The organism is Roseateles sp. P5_E4, assembly GCF_054049255.1.
On sequence record NZ_JBFUMS010000013.1, the window covers coordinates 205450 to 222274 of the forward strand.

General features: G+C 69.3%; 12 protein-coding genes. 2 read left to right on the top strand and 10 right to left on the bottom strand.

Annotation, left to right across the window (positions count from 1 at the left end):
- Positions 1–3: 3 nt before the first annotated feature.
- From ACXJLH_RS23680 to ACXJLH_RS23725, 10 genes are all read right to left on the bottom strand, one after another.
- Entirely contained in the window at positions 4–1353 is a 1350-nt protein-coding gene (locus ACXJLH_RS23680; protein WP_457446657.1) for a glycoside hydrolase family 27 protein, read from the bottom strand.
- Between the two features lie 121 nt (positions 1354–1474).
- A complete protein-coding gene (locus ACXJLH_RS23685) occupies positions 1475–2407 on the bottom strand; it encodes an alpha/beta hydrolase (RefSeq protein ID WP_457446659.1) in 933 nt (310 codons plus the stop codon).
- Positions 2408–2437: 30 nt separating this feature from the next.
- Entirely contained in the window at positions 2438–3499 is a 1062-nt protein-coding gene (locus tag ACXJLH_RS23690) for an ABC transporter substrate-binding protein (protein ID WP_457446661.1), read from the bottom strand.
- Positions 3500–3563: 64 nt separating this feature from the next.
- On the bottom strand, positions 3564–5954 hold the full coding sequence (locus ACXJLH_RS23695; RefSeq protein ID WP_457446662.1) for an efflux RND transporter permease subunit: 2391 nt from the start codon (positions 5952–5954) through the stop codon (positions 3564–3566).
- Positions 5955–5961: 7 nt separating this feature from the next.
- On the bottom strand, positions 5962–6987 hold the full coding sequence (locus ACXJLH_RS23700) for a WD40/YVTN/BNR-like repeat-containing protein (protein ID WP_457446664.1): 1026 nt from the start codon (positions 6985–6987) through the stop codon (positions 5962–5964).
- Positions 6987–8345 carry a DUF1329 domain-containing protein gene (locus ACXJLH_RS23705; protein WP_457446666.1) on the bottom strand — a complete coding sequence of 453 codons (1359 nt, stop codon included), beginning with the start codon at positions 8343–8345 and terminating at the stop codon, positions 6987–6989. The genes ACXJLH_RS23700 and ACXJLH_RS23705 overlap by 1 nt, the downstream gene beginning before the upstream one ends.
- A gap of 20 nt (positions 8346–8365) precedes the next feature.
- The gene (locus ACXJLH_RS23710; RefSeq protein ID WP_457446668.1) at positions 8366–10102 is read right to left on the bottom strand and encodes a DUF1302 domain-containing protein; all 1737 of its coding nucleotides are present in this window, start codon (positions 10100–10102) and stop codon (positions 8366–8368) included.
- 50 nt (positions 10103–10152) lie between these two features.
- Positions 10153–11412 carry an MFS transporter gene (locus ACXJLH_RS23715; protein ID WP_457446669.1) on the bottom strand — a complete coding sequence of 420 codons (1260 nt, stop codon included), beginning with the start codon at positions 11410–11412 and terminating at the stop codon, positions 10153–10155.
- 26 nt (positions 11413–11438) lie between these two features.
- The gene (locus tag ACXJLH_RS23720; RefSeq protein ID WP_457446671.1) at positions 11439–12206 is read right to left on the bottom strand and encodes a coniferyl-alcohol dehydrogenase; all 768 of its coding nucleotides are present in this window, start codon (positions 12204–12206) and stop codon (positions 11439–11441) included.
- 167 nt (positions 12207–12373) lie between these two features.
- A complete protein-coding gene (locus ACXJLH_RS23725; protein ID WP_457446673.1) occupies positions 12374–13837 on the bottom strand; it encodes a benzaldehyde dehydrogenase in 1464 nt (487 codons plus the stop codon).
- A gap of 283 nt (positions 13838–14120) precedes the next feature.
- Between ACXJLH_RS23725 and ACXJLH_RS23730 the strand changes: the two genes are divergently transcribed.
- Positions 14121–15917: a sigma 54-interacting transcriptional regulator gene (locus ACXJLH_RS23730; RefSeq protein ID WP_457446675.1), complete on the top strand. Its 1797-nt coding sequence runs from the start codon at positions 14121–14123 to the stop codon at positions 15915–15917.
- Positions 15918–15984: 67 nt separating this feature from the next.
- Positions 15985–16755 carry a hypothetical protein gene (locus ACXJLH_RS23735; protein WP_457446676.1) on the top strand — a complete coding sequence of 257 codons (771 nt, stop codon included), beginning with the start codon at positions 15985–15987 and terminating at the stop codon, positions 16753–16755.
- The last annotated feature ends 70 nt before the right edge of the window (positions 16756–16825 follow it).

Genomic DNA, 16825 nt, shown 5'->3' on the forward strand with positions numbered 1-16825 from the left:
CTGTCAGCTGAGCCGGTAGAGCCCGGCGCCATGCGACGGCAGCTGCTGGGCGAACCGGCCCGATGCCGCATCGAGAGGCTTGCGCGCCCACAGATCGCGCACCTGGCGCACGCCGTCCAGACCCAGGTCCCGCAGCGCGATGCCGACCTCGCGGGCCTTGTCCGTCGGGTTGAACAGCGCGACGTAGCGGCCCTTGCCGTCGGCCGGCCGGGCTGACCAGATGCGCACGAAGTCCTCGACGAAATGCGGCCGGTTGTCGGCGCTCGCCTGGTCCACGGCCAGCACCTCGGGATTGGTGAGCAGCGCGAGCGTCGGCTCGTCCAGGTGGCGCAGGTCGCCGCCCATGATCAACGGCGAGCGGGTGATGGCCCACAGCGTCATCAGAGTGCGCTGCTCATCGGCAGTGAACTTGGTGTCGCGCTCACCCAGGGCCAGGCGGCCCAGCGGCAGCATGTCCGGGTCCGGCCAGGCGCCGGGCCGGCGCCAGGGGTTCCAGTTCTCCAGCCGCGTGAACTGGGCGTCCAGGGCATGCCAGTCGTCCCAGAAGTCGTCGGAGATGCGCCACATTTGCGCATGCTGGCGTACGTGCTCGGCGCGGCTCACGGGCGTCTCGCCGGGCGACAGGCTGAGCGCCATCGGCCGCTTTGTGCGGACGATGGCGCGGTGGGCGGCCTCGATCTCTGGCGCATGGGCGTCGTAGGGGCGACTCATGTCGTCCATCTTGATGAAGTCCACGCCCCACGACGCATAGAGCGCGAAGACGCTGTTGTAGTAGGCCTGCGCACCGGGCTTGCGCACATCCACGCCGTACATGTCGGGGTTCCAGGTGCAGACGCTGCTGGTGTCGGCAATGTCGGCGGCGCGGTAGGGCGTGCCCAGGATGGGCAGGTTGCGCTTCACGGCCAGGCGCGGGATGCCGCGCATCAGGTGGATGCCGAACTTCAGCCCCATGGCATGCACGTCGGCCGCCAGCGGCGCGAAGCCGCGACCACCGGCGGCGGACGGGAAACGGTTCTCGGCGGGGATCAGCCGGCCGTGGCCGTCCATCGCCGGCTCGGGGTTGGCGGCATAGGTGTAGCTCGACGCCCCGGGCTCGTACCACTGGATGTCGATGGTGAAGATGTTGTAGCCGGCCGGCAGCAGCTTGTCCGCCATGATGCGGGCGGTCTCGCGCGCCTGGGCTTCGTTGATGGTGGTGGCGAAGCTGTTCCAGCTGTTCCAGCCCATCGGCGGCGTGGGAGCCAGCAGGCCTTTGGCCGGCGTTGCAGCGGTGGTGGCCGCCTGGGCGGGCAGCGTGGACGCAGCGATGCCGGTGAGGCCGGCGCCGATCAGGCCCCTTCGATTCAATGCCATGGGATGTCTCTTGTCTCGTTTATCGTGGTTGCCGGGTGTACGGCATTCCACGACAACAATCCAATGGCGATTTCCTCTCAAGCCATGCCAGTTTCGATATGGCTTGGGCGGCGCCAGCCGATCACGGCTGCAAGGCCTGCCGCAACGCCGCCGCCATCTGCCCCAACGCCAGCCGCGCCGCCGGCACAGCGCCGGCCATGCTGATGAAGCCGTGCGCCAGGCCGTGGTACTCGATGACGGTGACGGCATTGCCAGCCGCGCCGAGCGCCTCGCCGTAGGCCATGCCCTCGTCACGCAGCGCGTCATGGGCCGCCAGCAGCAGCAGCGTGGGCGGCAGGCCGGCGAGGCTGGGCGCGAGCAGCGGCGCGCCGCGCCAGTCGGGCGCCTTGCCGGTGGCGCCAAAGTAGTGGCGGCTGAAATAGTCCATGGTCCGCTTCGTCAGCGTGGGGCCGGCGGCATGCTGCTCGCGCGACGGGTAGTCGCCGTCGTGGCCGCCGGCCGCCGGCGGATAGACGAGGAGCTGGAAGGCAATAGACGGCCCGCCCGCATCGCGCGCCAGCAAAGCGGCGCTGGCGGCCAGTGCGGCACCGGCGCTGTCGCCCATCACGGCCAGGCGGGTCGGGTCGCCGCCAAAGCTGCGGATGGCTTCGGCCACCCAGCCGAGTGCGGCGTAGCTGTCCTCGATGGCCGCCGGATAGGGATGCTCAGGTGCCAGGCGGTAGGCGGCGCTGACGATCATCGCGCCGCTGTCAGCGCAGAGCTGGCGGCAGACGGCGTCATAGCTTTCGAGATCGCCGAGCACGAAGCCGCCGCCGTGGAAGTACAGCGCCACCGGCAAGGCGCCCGCCGCATCGCGAGGTTTGTAGATGCGCACGCGCACGGCCTGGCCGGCGAAGTGGGTCTCGTGCGGCGTCACGTCGACGTCGGCGGGCGGCACGGTGGCTGCCGTGCAGATCTGCCGGTACAGGCCGCGACAGGCCTCGGGCGGCAGGTCGCAGAGGTCGGGGGCGCCGGCCGCCTGGGCGAGGACGTGTTGCAGATGCAGATCAAGCATGGAAGGTCTCCTTTGAGGGGGTGGATAAGTTCATCGACGCAGGCGCCCGTCGCGGCCACGCAGGCCGATCTCGACGTGCTCGGAGCCGCGGTGCTGGCGGGGACTGAAGCGCACGCTGAAGCCGCCAAGGTCGAGCACGCCCAGGTTCTCCAGCGCGGCCGCCAGCGCAGGCCCGTCGACGCGGTTGCCGGCGCGGCGCAGCGCCTCGACGCAGACGCGCAGATGCAGGTAGGCCGCCAGGCCCTCCAGGCTGATGGCCTCGGGGCCGACGTGGCTTTCCGCGTCGCGCTCGAACTCGCGCACCAGCGGCAGCTGCGAGATCTCGGGGTTGGGCACGACGCTGGTGAAGCCGATAAGCCGGTCGCGCAGCAGCCGCGTCAGCTGCGTGAGCCCCGGCGACGACAGTGCCGCCACGGTGAGCGGCACCGCGGCGCGCCAGGCGGCCTCGTGGCGGGTCAGCAGGTCCAGCGACTCGGGGCCGAGATTGAGCACCAGGGCCTGCGGCGCAACGGCGGCCAGCTCGCGCAGCGTGGCGGCGGAATCTGCCTGCATCGCCAGCGCATGGGTCCGGATACCAGCGGCTTGCAACGCCGCCGACAGGGCTCGCTCGCGGGCCGGCTCGTCACCGTCGCCGAGCAGTGCGACCTGCTCGATACCGATGGCTCGCAATTGCGCAGCCAGCGCCTCGGCCTCGCGCCGGTCATCGGGCCGCAGGCTGAACACCATAGTCTGGGCCGGCTGATGCAGCGCGGCGGCGCCCGAGAACGGGCCGACCAGCGGCACGTTCAGCTCGCGCGCCAGGCCGGCCGTCTGCAGGCAGGCGCGCTCGCCCAGGCAGTTGACGAAGGCCAGCGCATGGTGCTCGCGGGCAAGCTTGCGCAGGTTGGCCGCGCGGCGCTGGGGGTCGCCGCCATCGTCCAGGGTCACCAACTCCAGCAAGCGTCCGCCGATGCCGCCGCCGGCATTGACGCGATCCACCAGCGCCTTGGCACCGGCCTGCACGCGATTGCTGATGGGGAAGGCGGCGCCGGTCAGCGGCAGCGACTGGCCCAGCACCAGCGGCGCCTGCTCGGCCGCCGATGCAACCGACAAACAAAATTCCAGCAGGAGGGGTGCCAGCAGCACCACCCAACGCTGGACCCGCCGCCGTGCCATCTCAAGCGATCCTGGCGGGCTTCAGCAGCCAGTGCGCGAGCGCCGGCACCAGCACCAGCGCTCCCACCATGTTCCACACGAACATGAAGGCCAGCAGGATGCCCATGTCGGCCTGGAACTTGATCGGCGACAGCGCCCAGGTGCCCACGGCGAGCGCCAGCGTGACGCCGGTGAGCATGACGACGCGGCCCGTGAACTGCAGCGCGTGCAGGTAGGCCGCCGACAGGCTTTCGCCCGCGCGCAGCCGGGCCAGCATGACGCTGAGCACGTAGAGCGCGTAGTCCACGCCAATGCCCACGCCCAGCGCGATGACCGGCAGCGTGGCGACCTTGACGCCCATCCCCAGGCCCACCATCAGCGCCTCGCACAGGATGGACGTGAGCACCAGCGGCAGCACCGCGACGACGACGGCCCGCCAGGAGCGGAAGGTCACCCAGCACAGCACGACGACGGCGCCGTAGACCCACCACAGCATCTGGTTCATCGCCTGCTTGACGACGATGTTGGTCGCCGCGGCGATGCCAGCCGAGCCGGCCGCGAGCATGAAGCGCTCGTCCTTCGTCGAGTTCTTAGCGATGAAGTCCTCGACCGTGGCGACGACGGTTCCCAGCGTCTCGGCCTTGTGGTCCTTCAGGTAGACGTAGAGCGACAGGAAGGAGCAGCCCTGGTTGAACAGCTCGCGCGGTGCGCGCGTCTGCACGCCGCCTAGTGCGCTGTCATTCGGGATCAGCTCGTACCACTTCAGCTGGCCCTCGTTGTAGCCCACCATCGCAAGCTTGGACAGCGCGGCCATGGAGTTGGTGGACTCGACGCCGGGGAGCTGCTCCAGCTGCCAGGCCAGCTGGTCGACCTTGGCCAAGGTGCCGTAGCGGGTGCACTGGTCTTCCGGCGTGGCAACCATCACGACGAGGATGTCGCTGGACGCGGCGTAGTGCTGGGTGACGTAGTCGTTGTCGCGGTTGTAGCGGGAATCGGCGCGCAGCTCGGGGGCGCCGGGGTCCAGGTCGCCAACGTGCAGCCGCGTGCTGACGGCATAGCCCGCCACGGCCAGTGCTGCCGACGCGCCGAGGGCCACCAGCGCCGGGCCGCGCTGCGTGAAGCGGTCGAGCTGGCGCCACATCCAGGAGCTGCCGGCCTTGGGGTTGAACTCGGGGTCGTCACGCAGGCTGCGCTTGGCTGCCGCCGCGCCCACGCCCACATAGGACAGCAGGATGGGCAGCAGCACGAGGTTGGTGAAGATCAGCACCGCCACGCCGATGCTGGCGACGAGCGCCAGGTCCTGGATGGCCTGGATCTTGATCAGGGCCAGCACCGCGAAGCCGACGGCGTCGCACAGCAGCGCCGTCAGCCCGGCGACGAAGAGGCGCCGGAAGGTGTAGCGCGCGGCCACCACGCGGTGGGTGCCGCGGCCAACGTCCTGCATGATGCCGTTCATCTTCTGCGCGCCATGGCTCATGCCGATGGCGAAGACGAGGAAGGGCACCAGCACCGAGTACGGGTCCAGCGCATAGCCGAGCAAGGCCAGCAGGCCGAACTGCCAGACCACGGCGATGAGCGAGCAGGCGACGACGAGCGCGGTGCTGCGCACGCAGCGGGTGTAGGCCCACAGCACGCCGGCGCAGATGACCAGGGCCACGGCGAAGAAGACCAGCACCTGCTGCAGGCCCTCGATGAGGTCGCCCATGACCTTGGCGAAGCCGGTCACGTGCAGCGCGATGGCGTCGCTGTCGTACTTGGCGCGCAGCGCCTCGACCTGGCGGCCCAGCTCGCCGTAGTCCAGCGCCTGGCCGGTCTTGGGATTCACGTCGAGCAAGGGCACGAAGACGATGCTGGACTTGGCGTCACCGGCGACGATCTGGCCGATCTCGCCGGAGCGCTCGACGTTGGCGCGCACCTCGGCCAGCGCGGCGGGCGAGCCGTCGTAGCTGTCGCCCATGACGGTGTTGCCGTCCAGGCCCTCCTCGGTCACGGCGACCCAGCGCGTGTTCGCGGTCCACAGCGACTTCATGAAGGGCCGGTCCACGCCCGGCATCAGGTAGATCTCGTCGCTGATCTTTTGCAGCACCTCCAGGTAGTGCTTGTCGTAGATCGTGCCCTTCCTGGCCTCGACGACGATGCGCAGCGCATTGCCCTGGCCGCCCAGGTCGGCCTTGTGCGCCAGGTAGTTGGCGATGTAGGGGTGCGACGTCGGGATGGTCTTCTCGAAGCTGGCGTTGAGCGTCAGCTTGAAGGCCTGCTGGCCCAGCCACAGCGTGGCCAGCAGGCACAGCAGCATCACCCAGGGCCGATGGTTGAAGAGCAGCCGCTCGGCCCAGGAGCCGGAGCGGGTGTCGAAGTCGTCGAGCTGGGTCACCACGGGTTGGGTGCCCAGCGTGTCGGTGGCGGCGTGCATCGTCGGTTCAGGGAGTTGGAGAGGCACGGCGGGTGCCGCGCAGGCTGGCGATGACCCATGCGCCATCGGGTGCGGCGGCCAGGCCGGCGGCGGGCAAGGGGCCAGCGGGCGGGGGCTGGCGCTTGAAGCTGCGGCCGTCGTCGGCGCTGACGAACAGCTCGCCGGTCTGGGCCAGCAGCGTCAGTTCGCCGCGCCGCTCGACACCGGCCTGCAGGCTGAGCGGCGTGCCGAGATCGACCTTGTCCCAGTTCGCGCCGGCGTCACCAGAACGGTAGACGCTGCCACGCAAGCCGTACGCCAACAACGCGCCGGAGTGCGAGGCCAGCAGGCCGAAGAAGCTGCCCTTGTAGGGCGAGGCCAGGGCCGTGAACGTGGCGCCGGCGTCGCTGGAGCGCAGCAGCAGGCCTTGCTCGCCGGCGATGAACCATTGCCCATCGACGACGCGCACGCCGTAGAGGTGCAGGCCGCGCGGGTTGGCGGCGCGGGTGGGCAGCGGCTGCCAGCTGGCGCCGCCGTCACGCGTGACCATGGCCAGGCCGTAGGCGCCGACGGCGATGACCTGGCGCGCGTCGATGGCGTCCAGGTCGAACCAGGGCTTGTCGGCGCCCTCCTCCACCATGCGTTGCGCGGCGCGGCGGCCGGCATCGTCGGTGGCGGCGGCGAGCAGGCTTGCAGCGGCCTGCAGGCCGTCCAGCTGCTTGAGCCAGGTCTTGCCGCCGTCGCCGGTCTTGAGGATGACGCCCAGATGGCCGGCGGCCCAGCCGTTCTGCGCATCGACAAAACGCAGCGCCGTGAGGCCGGAACGCACCGGCACCGCAGCCTGCTGCCAGGCCTTGCCGCCGTCGTCCGACCACAGCACCGTGCCGCGTTCACCCGCTGCGACGAGCCGCTCACCGGCGCGGGCCACAGCCAGCGTCGCCGCGCCGAGCGCCTTGGGGCTGATCAGCGCAGGCTCGGCCAACGCGGCCGGCGCGGGCGCAGCAGCCTGGGCCGAGACGGCGCAGGCCAGCGCGAGAAGCGCCAGCCTTTTCATCAGCGTGCTCCCTCGTTGGCGAGCTCTTCAGGGCTGAAGAAGCTGCGCGGCAGCGGTGCGACGATCTTGTACTGGCTGGCCAGTTCGTTGCTGGCCATGTTCAGGTAGTAGGCGCCGGTCTGCAGGTCATAGCCGCCCCAGAACATGCTGCCGATGACGGCCGGGATGTCCGGCGCCAGCAGCGTCAGCGTGTAGTTGGTGCGCCAGAGCTCGCCCTTGGCGTCCCAGCCGTCGAACAGGATGATCTGCCAGCTGTCCTCGTCGATGTAGTACTTGCGCTTGGGCACGACGTGGCGCTTGCCCTCGGCCAGCGTGGCCTCGACCTCCCAGACACGGTGCAGCTCCCAGCGCACGACACTGGGGTTCAGCGTGTTGGGGGTGACGAGGTCCGCCACCTTGGCCGCTGCCGCCCGGTTGTTGTTGTAGGGGATGAAGAGCTCGCGCTTGCCGACCAGCTTGAGGTTGTGCTTGTCGATGGGGCCAAACAGCATGAAGGCTTCGTCGAAGAGGCCGATGCCCGAGGTCACCGAGTCGGGCGTGTCGTAGGCCACCGACGGCGCCTTGCGCACGCGGCGCTGGCCCACCAGGTATTGCCACAGGCCGCGCGGGTTGCCGGCATTGAGGTTGTCGTGCGCCAGGATGGCCTCGCCGGCCTTGGAGCCGGGCTCGCTGACGACGAACTTGCCCAGGCCCGCATAGCCGTCGAATTTCTCCAGGCTGCCCTCGGGGTCGTAGAACTGCCGGCGAAAGCTCTGCGTGCCGCCGGACGCCATCGCGCGCTTGCCGTCGGCCGTCACCACCCAGACCCGCACCGGCGCCTGCGCATAGGTGCCGACCCAGGCCAGGCGGTGGTTCTGGAACACCTCGTAGCCGTCCTTGGGGATGGGGAACGGCGTGCCGCCATAGGCGCCTTCGGTGCCCTGGCCGTTATCGACGAGCTTGGCGCGCGTGGCGTTCTTGAAGGTGTTGTCGTAGACCCATTGCGGCGCGGCGGCCGTGCGGTGGGTCGGGTAGACGTCGATGCGGAAGTCGGGGTACTTCTTCATCAGCGCCTTGACGCCATCGCTCAGCTTGGCGTCGTACTGCGCCATGTTCTTGGCGCTGATGCTGTACAGCGGCTTCTCGGCGGCGAAGGGGTCGGGCCGGGCGTCGCCGGGCTTGAAGCCGGCGGGCGCCTTGGTCAGGCCGCCGTCCCACGCGGGGATCGTGCCGTCCTTGTTGGCGGCGCGCTCGGCGCCCAGCGGGGTCAGCGTGGTCTTGAGCTTGGCGGCTTCATCGGCCGACACGGCGGCGAGGGCCGGGCCGGCCAGCAGCAGGGCGATGGCCAGCAACGTGGCCTTGAAATGAATGCGGTTCATGTGAAGTGCTCCGTGGGGCTTCAGAAGGTGCGCGAGACGGTGAAGCTGACGTTGGCGCGGTCGCGCAGCGACTGGCCGAAGGTGAGCTGGCGCGGCGAGCCGCTGCCGGCAACGAGGGTCTCGGTGAAGGTCTTGGCGGTGCCGAAGAAGTCGCTGTAGGTCAGCGCGAAGTTCCAGTCGTTCTGGTACTTGCCCTTCAGGCCGATGCTGTAGTCGCCCGCGCTGGAGGCGCCGCCGGCGAAGTTGGCGATGGACGATGAGCGGCCGCCAAAGTTGTAGCCCAGCCCAATGGGCACGGACAGGTCCAGCCCGGCCAGCACCTGGAAGTACTGGGGCTCGAACAGCATGCGGAAGGCGAAGGCGCCCTTGGTGGTGTTCGGGTCCAGGCCGCCAATGCCCATGCTGGCGCCGGTCGGCGTCGCAAAGATGTCCTTGGTGATGCTGAGCCGGTGGTTGTAGGCCAGCTCGGCCACCAGGGCACCGCCCTGCCACAGCGCGCCGGGTTGCAGCACGTAAATGCCCGAAGCCTGCAGGTGGGCCGTGCGGCCGACGGCGAAGCAGGGGTTGGCGCTGCCGCCGCAGGCCAGCACGGGGCCCAGGCCCAGCACGGCGGGGTCGCTGTTCAGCGGCGCGTTCCAGCGCACCGAGCCTTCAACGGCCCAATTCAGCTGGCCCACCGACGACGTGACACTGGCGCCGACCGTCTTGATGTCGTCACCGTAGGCGAGGTGCACGTTGCCGTTGACGAAGTCGAACACCGGCACGGCCGGCGTCTTGTCGTGGTACTGCGCCGCGTAGAGGCCGAACTCGTAGTCGCCGCCGGTCGGGCTGAGGCGGAGCTGAACGCCGCCCTGCCCCGAGTTGCGTGGCCGCAGGTCCTTGCTCTTGTCGTAGCTCAGCAGGATGGGCGCGCCCTGCGGCGTCAGGCCGAAGTTGACGGTGCCCGTGCCGACGTAGTCCTGGTTGGAGAAGAAGCTGCCGACGCCCGGGATCTTGCTCGGCCGCCACTTGAGCTGGTAGTAAGCGCCCAGCGAGATGCCTTCGGCGATCTGCAGCGAGCCCGACACCTGCTCGACCGGCAGCAGCACTTCCTTGAACTGCCAGCCGGGCACGGAGACGATCTTGGCGACGTCGACCGGCCCCTGCGCGTTGGCAATGCCGTTCTGGCCGAAGAACAGGCTCTCGCCCCACTGCAGCGTGTGGCGGCCGATGCGCACGGTGCTCTTCATGCCGCCGACCTCGCCCTTCACGTAGACGAAGGCGTCGAGGAACTCACCGCTTTGGCCATGCTGGCGGCGGGTGTCGGGCAGGAAGTCGTTGCTGGCCTGGCCGCCAAAGGTGTTGGACGTCGGGATCACCGGGCCGAGGGCATGGCCGCCGGCATACAGCGCGGTGCCGGCATAGCTGTTCTGGCGCAGATAGACCGAGTCGCGCCAGGCGTTGCCGCTCACTCGGGCACCCCAGCCGGGGCCGGCGAGGTCGATCTCGGCCAGCAGGTCGAAACGGTTGGAGATCTGGCCGCGCTTGAAGTTGTGGTCGCCGTCGTCCTCATTGACGGTGCCGGGGTCCTTGGCCACGTCCAGCCGCGTCAGCGCGTCGGACGGGTTCTTCAGCCGCACGGCGGTGCTGTACTTGGGCGTCAAGTCCAGGCGCAGCTTGTAGTCGCTGCTGGGCAACTCGATGTCAAAGGCGTGGGAAGCGGTGGGCAGGGCGAGCGCTGCCGCTACCGCCAGCGCATGGCGGGTATGTCTTGTCATGTTGTCTCCGGTTTTGTAGAAATCTCGGGCTCACCGGCCCGTGCGGGAAATCAGAGTGAGGTCGAGGTCAGCCCGCCCTCCGCGGGCAGGCCGCTGCGCTGCTGGCGACACGGCGCGGTTTCCAGCAGGAACAGCGACGCGATGGCCCCGCAGATGAAGCCCGCGAGGGCAACGTGCAGCGTGGCGGGCAGGCCGTGGTGCTGGGCCACATAGCCCGCCAGGACGGGTGCCAGCCCGCCGCCGAAGATCTCGCCCGCGCCTGACACGAAGCCGACCGACGAAGCGATGAGCCCAGCCGGGGCCGCCTCGGTGGCGATGGGCCCCGAGATCAGGCCGAGCAAGCCCAAGGCGCACACCGACAGGCCGAACAGCAGGGTGAACAGCATCTGCGGGTTGGCGCCGGTCTGCCCGAAGGCATACAGCAGCACCGCCGAGCCGATGAAGGCACTGATCGCAACGGGCTTGCGGCCGATGCGATCCGACAGGGCCGACAGGCCGAACGAACCGACAAAGCCGCCAAAGCCGATGGCCGACACCACGTAGCCCATCTCCTGCGTGCTGAGCTTGAGCACATGCTCCAGGTAGATCGGCACCATCGCGCTGATGACGAAGATGCCGGCCATGGCGCACAGCACGGCCAGCGTGGCCAGCAAGACATTGCGCGAGCGCAGCAGCGTGCTCCAACGCGGCGCCGGGGCGGCGGCGGCCCCGGGTGCGCGTGCCGGCGGCGCATCGCCGCGCAAGGTGCGCGCGATCAACACCGCAACGACCAACCCCGGCAGCGCCGACACCATGAACACCCAGTGCCATGACGGCAGCACCTGCAGCAGCTGCGTGGCGATGATGGGTGCGAAGCCCAGGCCGAGCAGCGAGAACATGCTCAGCTGCAGCCCCTGGTTCAGCCCGCGCCGCGCGGGCAGCGAGGCCTCGCCCGTGGCGGCGATGCTGGCCGGCGTGAACGCGCCTTCGGCCACGCCCATGACGGCACGGATCAACATCAGGCTGGCGAAACCGCTGGCCAGGCCCGACAGGCCCGACAGCAGCGAGAACGCCACCATCGTCGTCACCAGGATCCGCTTGCGACCGATGCTGTCCGACAGCCGCCCCATCAGGATGGCCCAGGCCCCCCAGGTGAGGCTGAGGACGCCGATCAGATTGCCCAGTTGCTGGTAGTCCAGCCCCAGGTCTTTCATGATGTGCGGGAACAGCGGCGCGATGATCCAGCGGTCCAGCCCGACCAGGCCGAAGCCCAGCCCCATCAGCACGAGCGTCTTGCGCTCGTAGCCGGTGTCGTGCGGAGGGTGTTGCATGTGTGTCTCCTCGGTGCGCGGGAGGGTCAGTAGTAGGTGGAGGCCAGGCCGCCATCGACGGGCAGGTTGATACCGCTGACCCAGCGCGACTCGTCGGCGCACAGGAAGGCCACCACCGGCGCGACCTCATCGGCCAGCGCGGGGCGCTTGATGCGGTGGGAGTCCTTCTGCACGCGCTCCTCGCCGAGCATCTGCACGAAGTCGCCGAGGATGGGCGTCAGCACCGGGCCGGGTGCGACGCAGTTCATGCGCACGCCGTTGCCCAGGAACCATTTCTGCGACTGGGTCAGGGTCCAGACGATCAGTGCTTCCTTGAAGTACTGGTAGCAGGTCTCCTGCGCCACCGGCTTCTTGGCGAGGAACGCCAGGCCGGCCTCGAAATTGGGCGTCTCGGCCAGGGCCTTGTGCAGGTCCAGCCGCGCCGGCCATTCGGCGCCCAGGATGGAGGCGATGTTGACGATGGCGCCCCCCTGGGGGAGCCGCTCGACGGCGCGCGTGCAGAGGTGGCGCAGGCCCAGGTAGTTGACGCGAGCGACCAGGTCCACCGGTGCCGTGCCGGGCACGCCGGCGATGTTGCACAGCGCGTCGAAGCGCTCGGGCAGCTGCTTGAAGGCGGCATCGACGGCGGCCTGCTCGGACAGGTCGGCCTTGATGAAGCCGTCCAGCGTCAGCAGCGGCTCGTTGCGGTCCACGCCGATGACGCGGGCGCCCTTCAGGCGCAGGAAGCGCGCGGTCTCGGCGCCGATGCCGGAGCTGACGCCGGTGATGACGATGGTCTTGCCTTGGAAGTTCATGCTTGTCTCCTGATGGTTCGTTGCTTTGTCTTCTGGGCCGAGCGCCGGGCCGCCCCAAGCCGGCCCGTCTGGCGATGTGCGCGCGGCTCAATGCCGCACGCATCGCCGTCCCCTCGGGGGACCGACCAGACTCGCTCGCGTTCAGCGATGCGAGGCTGGGCGAGGGGCTAAAACGGGAACTGCGGTGGCGTGTCCTTCACCGTGAGCCACTGCCAGGTGCTGAACTGCTCCCAATCGCCGGGGCCGCCGTGGGAGTTGCCGTTGCCGGCGATGCCGGGGCCGCCGAAGGGGTTGACCGCGTCGTCGTTGACCGTCTGGTCGTTGATGTGGACCATACCGGCGCGCAGCTGGTTGCCCACCGCCAGGGCGCGACCCACGGACTTGGAGATCACGCCCGCCGCCAGGCCGCCATGGCCGGTGTTGGCCAGCGCCACGGCCTCCTCGTCGGTCTTGAAGGTGACGAGATTGACGACCGGACCGAAGGTCTCGTCGTCGAAGGCCGGCATGCCGGGCTTCACGCCGGCCAGCACGGTGGGCTTGTAGAAGAGGCGGTCGTAGCTGCCGCCCGCCAGCAGCTGGGCGCCGGCCTGGACGCTGGCCTGCACGGCGGCATGCACGCGGTCGCGCTGGCGCTCGTCGATCAGGGGCCCGAGGGCCACCTGCCCGGTGGCGCCGTCGCCCACCGGCAGGTGCTGGGCCTTGGCGACGAGGCGCTCGGTGATGGCCGGCGCGATGGATTCGTGCACCAGCACGCGGTTGCTGGCCATGCAGATCTGGCCTTGGTGCAGCCAGGCGCCCCAGGCGATGTTGCTGGCGGCGAGGTCGAGGTCGGCGTCGTCGAGCACGACGAGGGCATTGCTGCCGCCGAGTTCGAGCGAGACCTTCTTCAGGTGCCGGCCCGCCAGCTCGCCGATGCGGCGACCGACGCCGGCCGAGCCGGTGAAGGAGATCATCGCAACGGCCGGGTCGGTGACCAGCGCCTCGCCGACGTCGGCGCCGCCGGGCAGCACGTGCAGCAGGCCGGCGGGCAGGCCGGCGGCCTCGAAGACCTGGGCGATCATGAAACCGCCGCTGACCGGCGTGCGCGGATCGGGCTTGATGATGACGGCGTTGCCTGCGGCCAGCGCCGGGGCGACGACGCGCAGCGTCAGGATGAGCGGGAAGTTGAACGGCGAGATGACGCCCACGACACCCAGCGGCACGCGCCGGGCGATGGACATGCGGCCCGGCGTGCTGGGCAAGACCTGGCCCTGCGACTGCAACGGCATTGAGGCCGCGATCTGGCAGAAGGCGATGGCCTCGCGCAGCTCGTGCTGGCCCTTGGGCAGGATGGCGCCGCTCTCGCGGGTGACGAACAGCGCCAGCTCGTCGAAGTGCTGCTGGAACAGCTGGGCGGCGCGCAGGAACACCGCGGCGCGCTCACGCGGCGGCAGCGCGGCCCATGCGGCTTGCGCGGCGGTGGCGGCAGCGGTGGCGGGCGCCACGTCGGCAGCCACGGCACGGCCGGTGCGCACCAGCACGGCGCCTGTCGCGGGCTCGATCAGGTCGGCGGCCTGGGACGCGGCGCGCCAGCCGCTGCTGTACAGGTGTTCGCGCCACAGGGTGGGGTCGAGTAGGGGCTGAGGGGTCATGGCGGGGCTGCTGAGGTGGGTTGCGAAAAGCGCGAACTCGGTGCTCGCTTGCCCACTTGCAGTGCAACGCGTGTGCCACGCCGTGCCAGCGCGCCGCGCCACCGAGGTGCACCACTGCGCCACGACAGATCGTTTTCAGAGTGAAAACATCCACCTCCCTCGGGACTTTCCCTGGCCCCAGAAAAGATGCACCAAACGCGGGTTATCCCCTGACATTGATATTTATCAAATGAAAACAATTCGAGGGAGTGACAAGCCGCCGACCTGCTCAATTCATCACCTCATGACCAAGCTACCTCGCATCTCCCTGGCCGAAGTGGCCCGCCAGACCGGCACCATGCTGAAGCGGGGCGACAGCAAGCACTTCGTCGAGGACCAGGCGCCGACGATGGGCGACCTGACCGAGTCGCTGTTCTTCTCGCCCGGCGATGGCCGCATCTGGCTGAACGACCAGCGCATGCTGTTGCTGCACAGCTCCTCCGTCGGTCACCTGCGCCGCGAGCTGATCGACACCCTCGGCATGGAGCGAGCGCGCGGCCTGCTGACGCGGGCCGGCTATGTGTCCGGCGCCCGCGACGCCCAGCTCGTGCGCGAGCGCTGGCCCAATGCCGACGCGGCCAACGTCTTCATGGCCGGCACGCGGCTGCATGCACTCGAAGGCGTGGTCAAGGTGACGCCGCTCGCCTTCGACTTCGACATCCACCGCGGCACCTACGAGGGCGAGTTCCTGTGGGAGCACTCCAGCGAAGACGATGAGCACATCAGCGCCTACGGTGTCGGCACCGAGGCCGCCTGCTGGTCGCAGGTGGGCTATGCCACCGGCTACGTGACCAGCCTGTTCGGCCAGCTCGTGATCTTTCGCGAGATCGAGTGCCGTTCGATGGGCGCCAGCGCCTGCCGCGTGATCGGCCGCCACGCTGCGGCCTGGGGTGACATCAGCGAAGACCTGCGCTATCTCGAAGCCAAGGAATTCCATCGCCTGAACGCCGCCGAGTCCGCGCCCGCCGAGGCGCCGGCGGCCGCCACTCCCGCGGGCTCGGATGAACGGCCCAGCGCCGAGCGCCACGACATCGTCGGCGCGTCGTCGGCCTTCACGTCCGCCTGCCATCAACTGGCCCGCGTGGCCGGCACGCGCGCCACGGTGCTGTTCACCGGCGAGTCGGGTGTCGGCAAGGAGGCCTTCGCGCACCGGCTGCACCGCATCAGCGCGCGCGCCGCCCAGCCCTTCGTGGCCGTGAACTGCGCCGCCATTCCCGAGACGCTGATCGAGAGCGAGCTCTTCGGCGTCGAGCGCGGCGCGTTCACCGGCGCCAGCCAGTCACGCCCGGGGCGCTTCGAGCGGGCGGACGGCGGCACGCTGTTCCTCGACGAGATCGCCACGCTCAGCCTGGTCAGCCAGGGGAAGCTTTTGCGCGCGCTGCAGGAGGGCGAGGTCGAACGGGTGGGTGGCACGCGCACGTTGCAACTGGACGTGCGCGTCGTCGCCGCAACCAACGTGGACCTGCAGGCCGAGGTGCGCGCCGGGCGCTTCCGCGAGGATCTTTTCTACCGCCTGAACGTCTACCCCATCCACCTGCCGCCGCTGCGCGAGCGGCGCGACGACATCCCGCTGCTGATGACGCATTTCCTGCGTCGCGAAGCGCAACGCCACGGTCGCCACCCGACCGGCTTCACGCCACGCGCCGTGCGGGCCATGCTGCACTACGCCTTCCCGGGCAACATCCGCGAGCTGCAGAACCTGGTGGAGCGCGGCGTCATCTCGGCCGAGGACGACCAAGCCATCGACGTGGCCCACATGTTCCGCCGCGAACAGCTCAGCGATGAGGCCCTGCTGACCATCGGCGCCCATGGCACGCTGCAAAAGGCGGCCGCGCCGCCGCCGCGCCTGCTGGACCTGCTGGGCGAAGCGCTGCAACCCGGCGGCGCCGGCCATGTCGAGCTGGACGCCATCGAGCGCCAGCTGTTGCAGGAAGCCACCGAGGCCGAGCACGGCAACCTCGCCGCCGCCGCGCGGCGGTTGGGCATCACGCGGGCGCAACTGGCCTACCGGCTGCAGCGGGCGGTGGCGGTTCCTGACTAAGTCGCGCTGAGACGCTTCAGAGACGGCTGCTACCTAGCATGGTGCTTGTCACCGCCTGGAGCCACTCATGAAGCCCCTTTTCACCCTCCTTGCCATCTGCCCTCGCAAGGCAGCCGCCATCGCCTGCTCGCTGGCCGCCGTTCTTTTTCCCGGCCATGCCAGCAGCATGAGCTTCAGCGAGAACTTCGACTCGGGGTTGCCGAACTCCCAGTTGTCCACTTTCGCGACGGCGCCGGGGTTCAGCCTTTCGCTTTCGGGTGGCAAGGCATTCATGACCCAGGCGGCGGAAACGCCGAACGGGGTGATCGCGCTGAGCACCCGGTTCTTCGTGGAGGGCGACTTCTCGGTCACCGTCACCGCGAACCGGGTCGGCCTGGGGTCCGCGGAGGCCGGGCTCAATGCCATCTTCGGCAGCAGCCCGGAAGTGACCGGCACCGCAGATGTCTTTTTCGTCCGGCAAAGCGGCATCAACGCCAATATCGTTGCAGGCCACAGCCAGACGTCGGGCATCACGTCCCTCAATGCGACCGACGCGATCTTGCGAATCCGCCGTGTCGGCACGACGGTCTTCGACGAAGTGGATACCGGCAGCGGCTTCGTCACGCTGCACACGCAGTCGGACAGCGCTTTCGCCAAGCCGGCGCAGTTCGAGCTGTTCCTGATCCAGGAATTCGGCAGCACCGCGATCAATCAGGCCTCGTTCGACAACTGGATCATCGTTGCCGACAGCATCTCGGCGGTGCCCGAGACATCGAGCTGGGCGCTGCTGGCGTGCGGCTTGATGGCGATGTGGGGGTTCAAGACGATTGGGCGGCGTCGGTCGTCAGCGGGTGCTTGAAGCACGCGTCAGTCGCCAAACAGTTGTTTTTAAAAACAATTTCCTCACCATAACGCCGGCACCATGAAGC

Excerpts from the sequence above, each read along its gene's own strand:
- ACXJLH_RS23680 (WP_457446657.1), bottom strand. The coding sequence starts at position 1,353 with ATGGCATTGAATCGAAGGGGCCTGATCGGCGCCGGCCTCACCGGCATC.
- ACXJLH_RS23685 (WP_457446659.1), bottom strand. The coding sequence starts at position 2,407 with ATGCTTGATCTGCATCTGCAACACGTCCTCGCCCAGGCGGCCGGCGCC.
- ACXJLH_RS23695 (WP_457446662.1), bottom strand. The coding sequence starts at position 5,954 with ATGCACGCCGCCACCGACACGCTGGGCACCCAACCCGTGGTGACCCAG.
- ACXJLH_RS23700 (WP_457446664.1), bottom strand. The coding sequence starts at position 6,987 with ATGAAAAGGCTGGCGCTTCTCGCGCTGGCCTGCGCCGTCTCGGCCCAG.
- ACXJLH_RS23705 (WP_457446666.1), bottom strand. The coding sequence starts at position 8,345 with ATGAACCGCATTCATTTCAAGGCCACGTTGCTGGCCATCGCCCTGCTG.
- ACXJLH_RS23710 (WP_457446668.1), bottom strand. The coding sequence starts at position 10,102 with ATGACAAGACATACCCGCCATGCGCTGGCGGTAGCGGCAGCGCTCGCC.
- ACXJLH_RS23715 (WP_457446669.1), bottom strand. The coding sequence starts at position 11,412 with ATGCAACACCCTCCGCACGACACCGGCTACGAGCGCAAGACGCTCGTG.
- ACXJLH_RS23720 (WP_457446671.1), bottom strand. The coding sequence starts at position 12,206 with ATGAACTTCCAAGGCAAGACCATCGTCATCACCGGCGTCAGCTCCGGC.
- ACXJLH_RS23725 (WP_457446673.1), bottom strand. The coding sequence starts at position 13,837 with ATGACCCCTCAGCCCCTACTCGACCCCACCCTGTGGCGCGAACACCTG.
- ACXJLH_RS23730 (WP_457446675.1), top strand. The coding sequence starts at position 14,121 with ATGACCAAGCTACCTCGCATCTCCCTGGCCGAAGTGGCCCGCCAGACC.
- ACXJLH_RS23735 (WP_457446676.1), top strand. The coding sequence starts at position 15,985 with ATGAAGCCCCTTTTCACCCTCCTTGCCATCTGCCCTCGCAAGGCAGCC.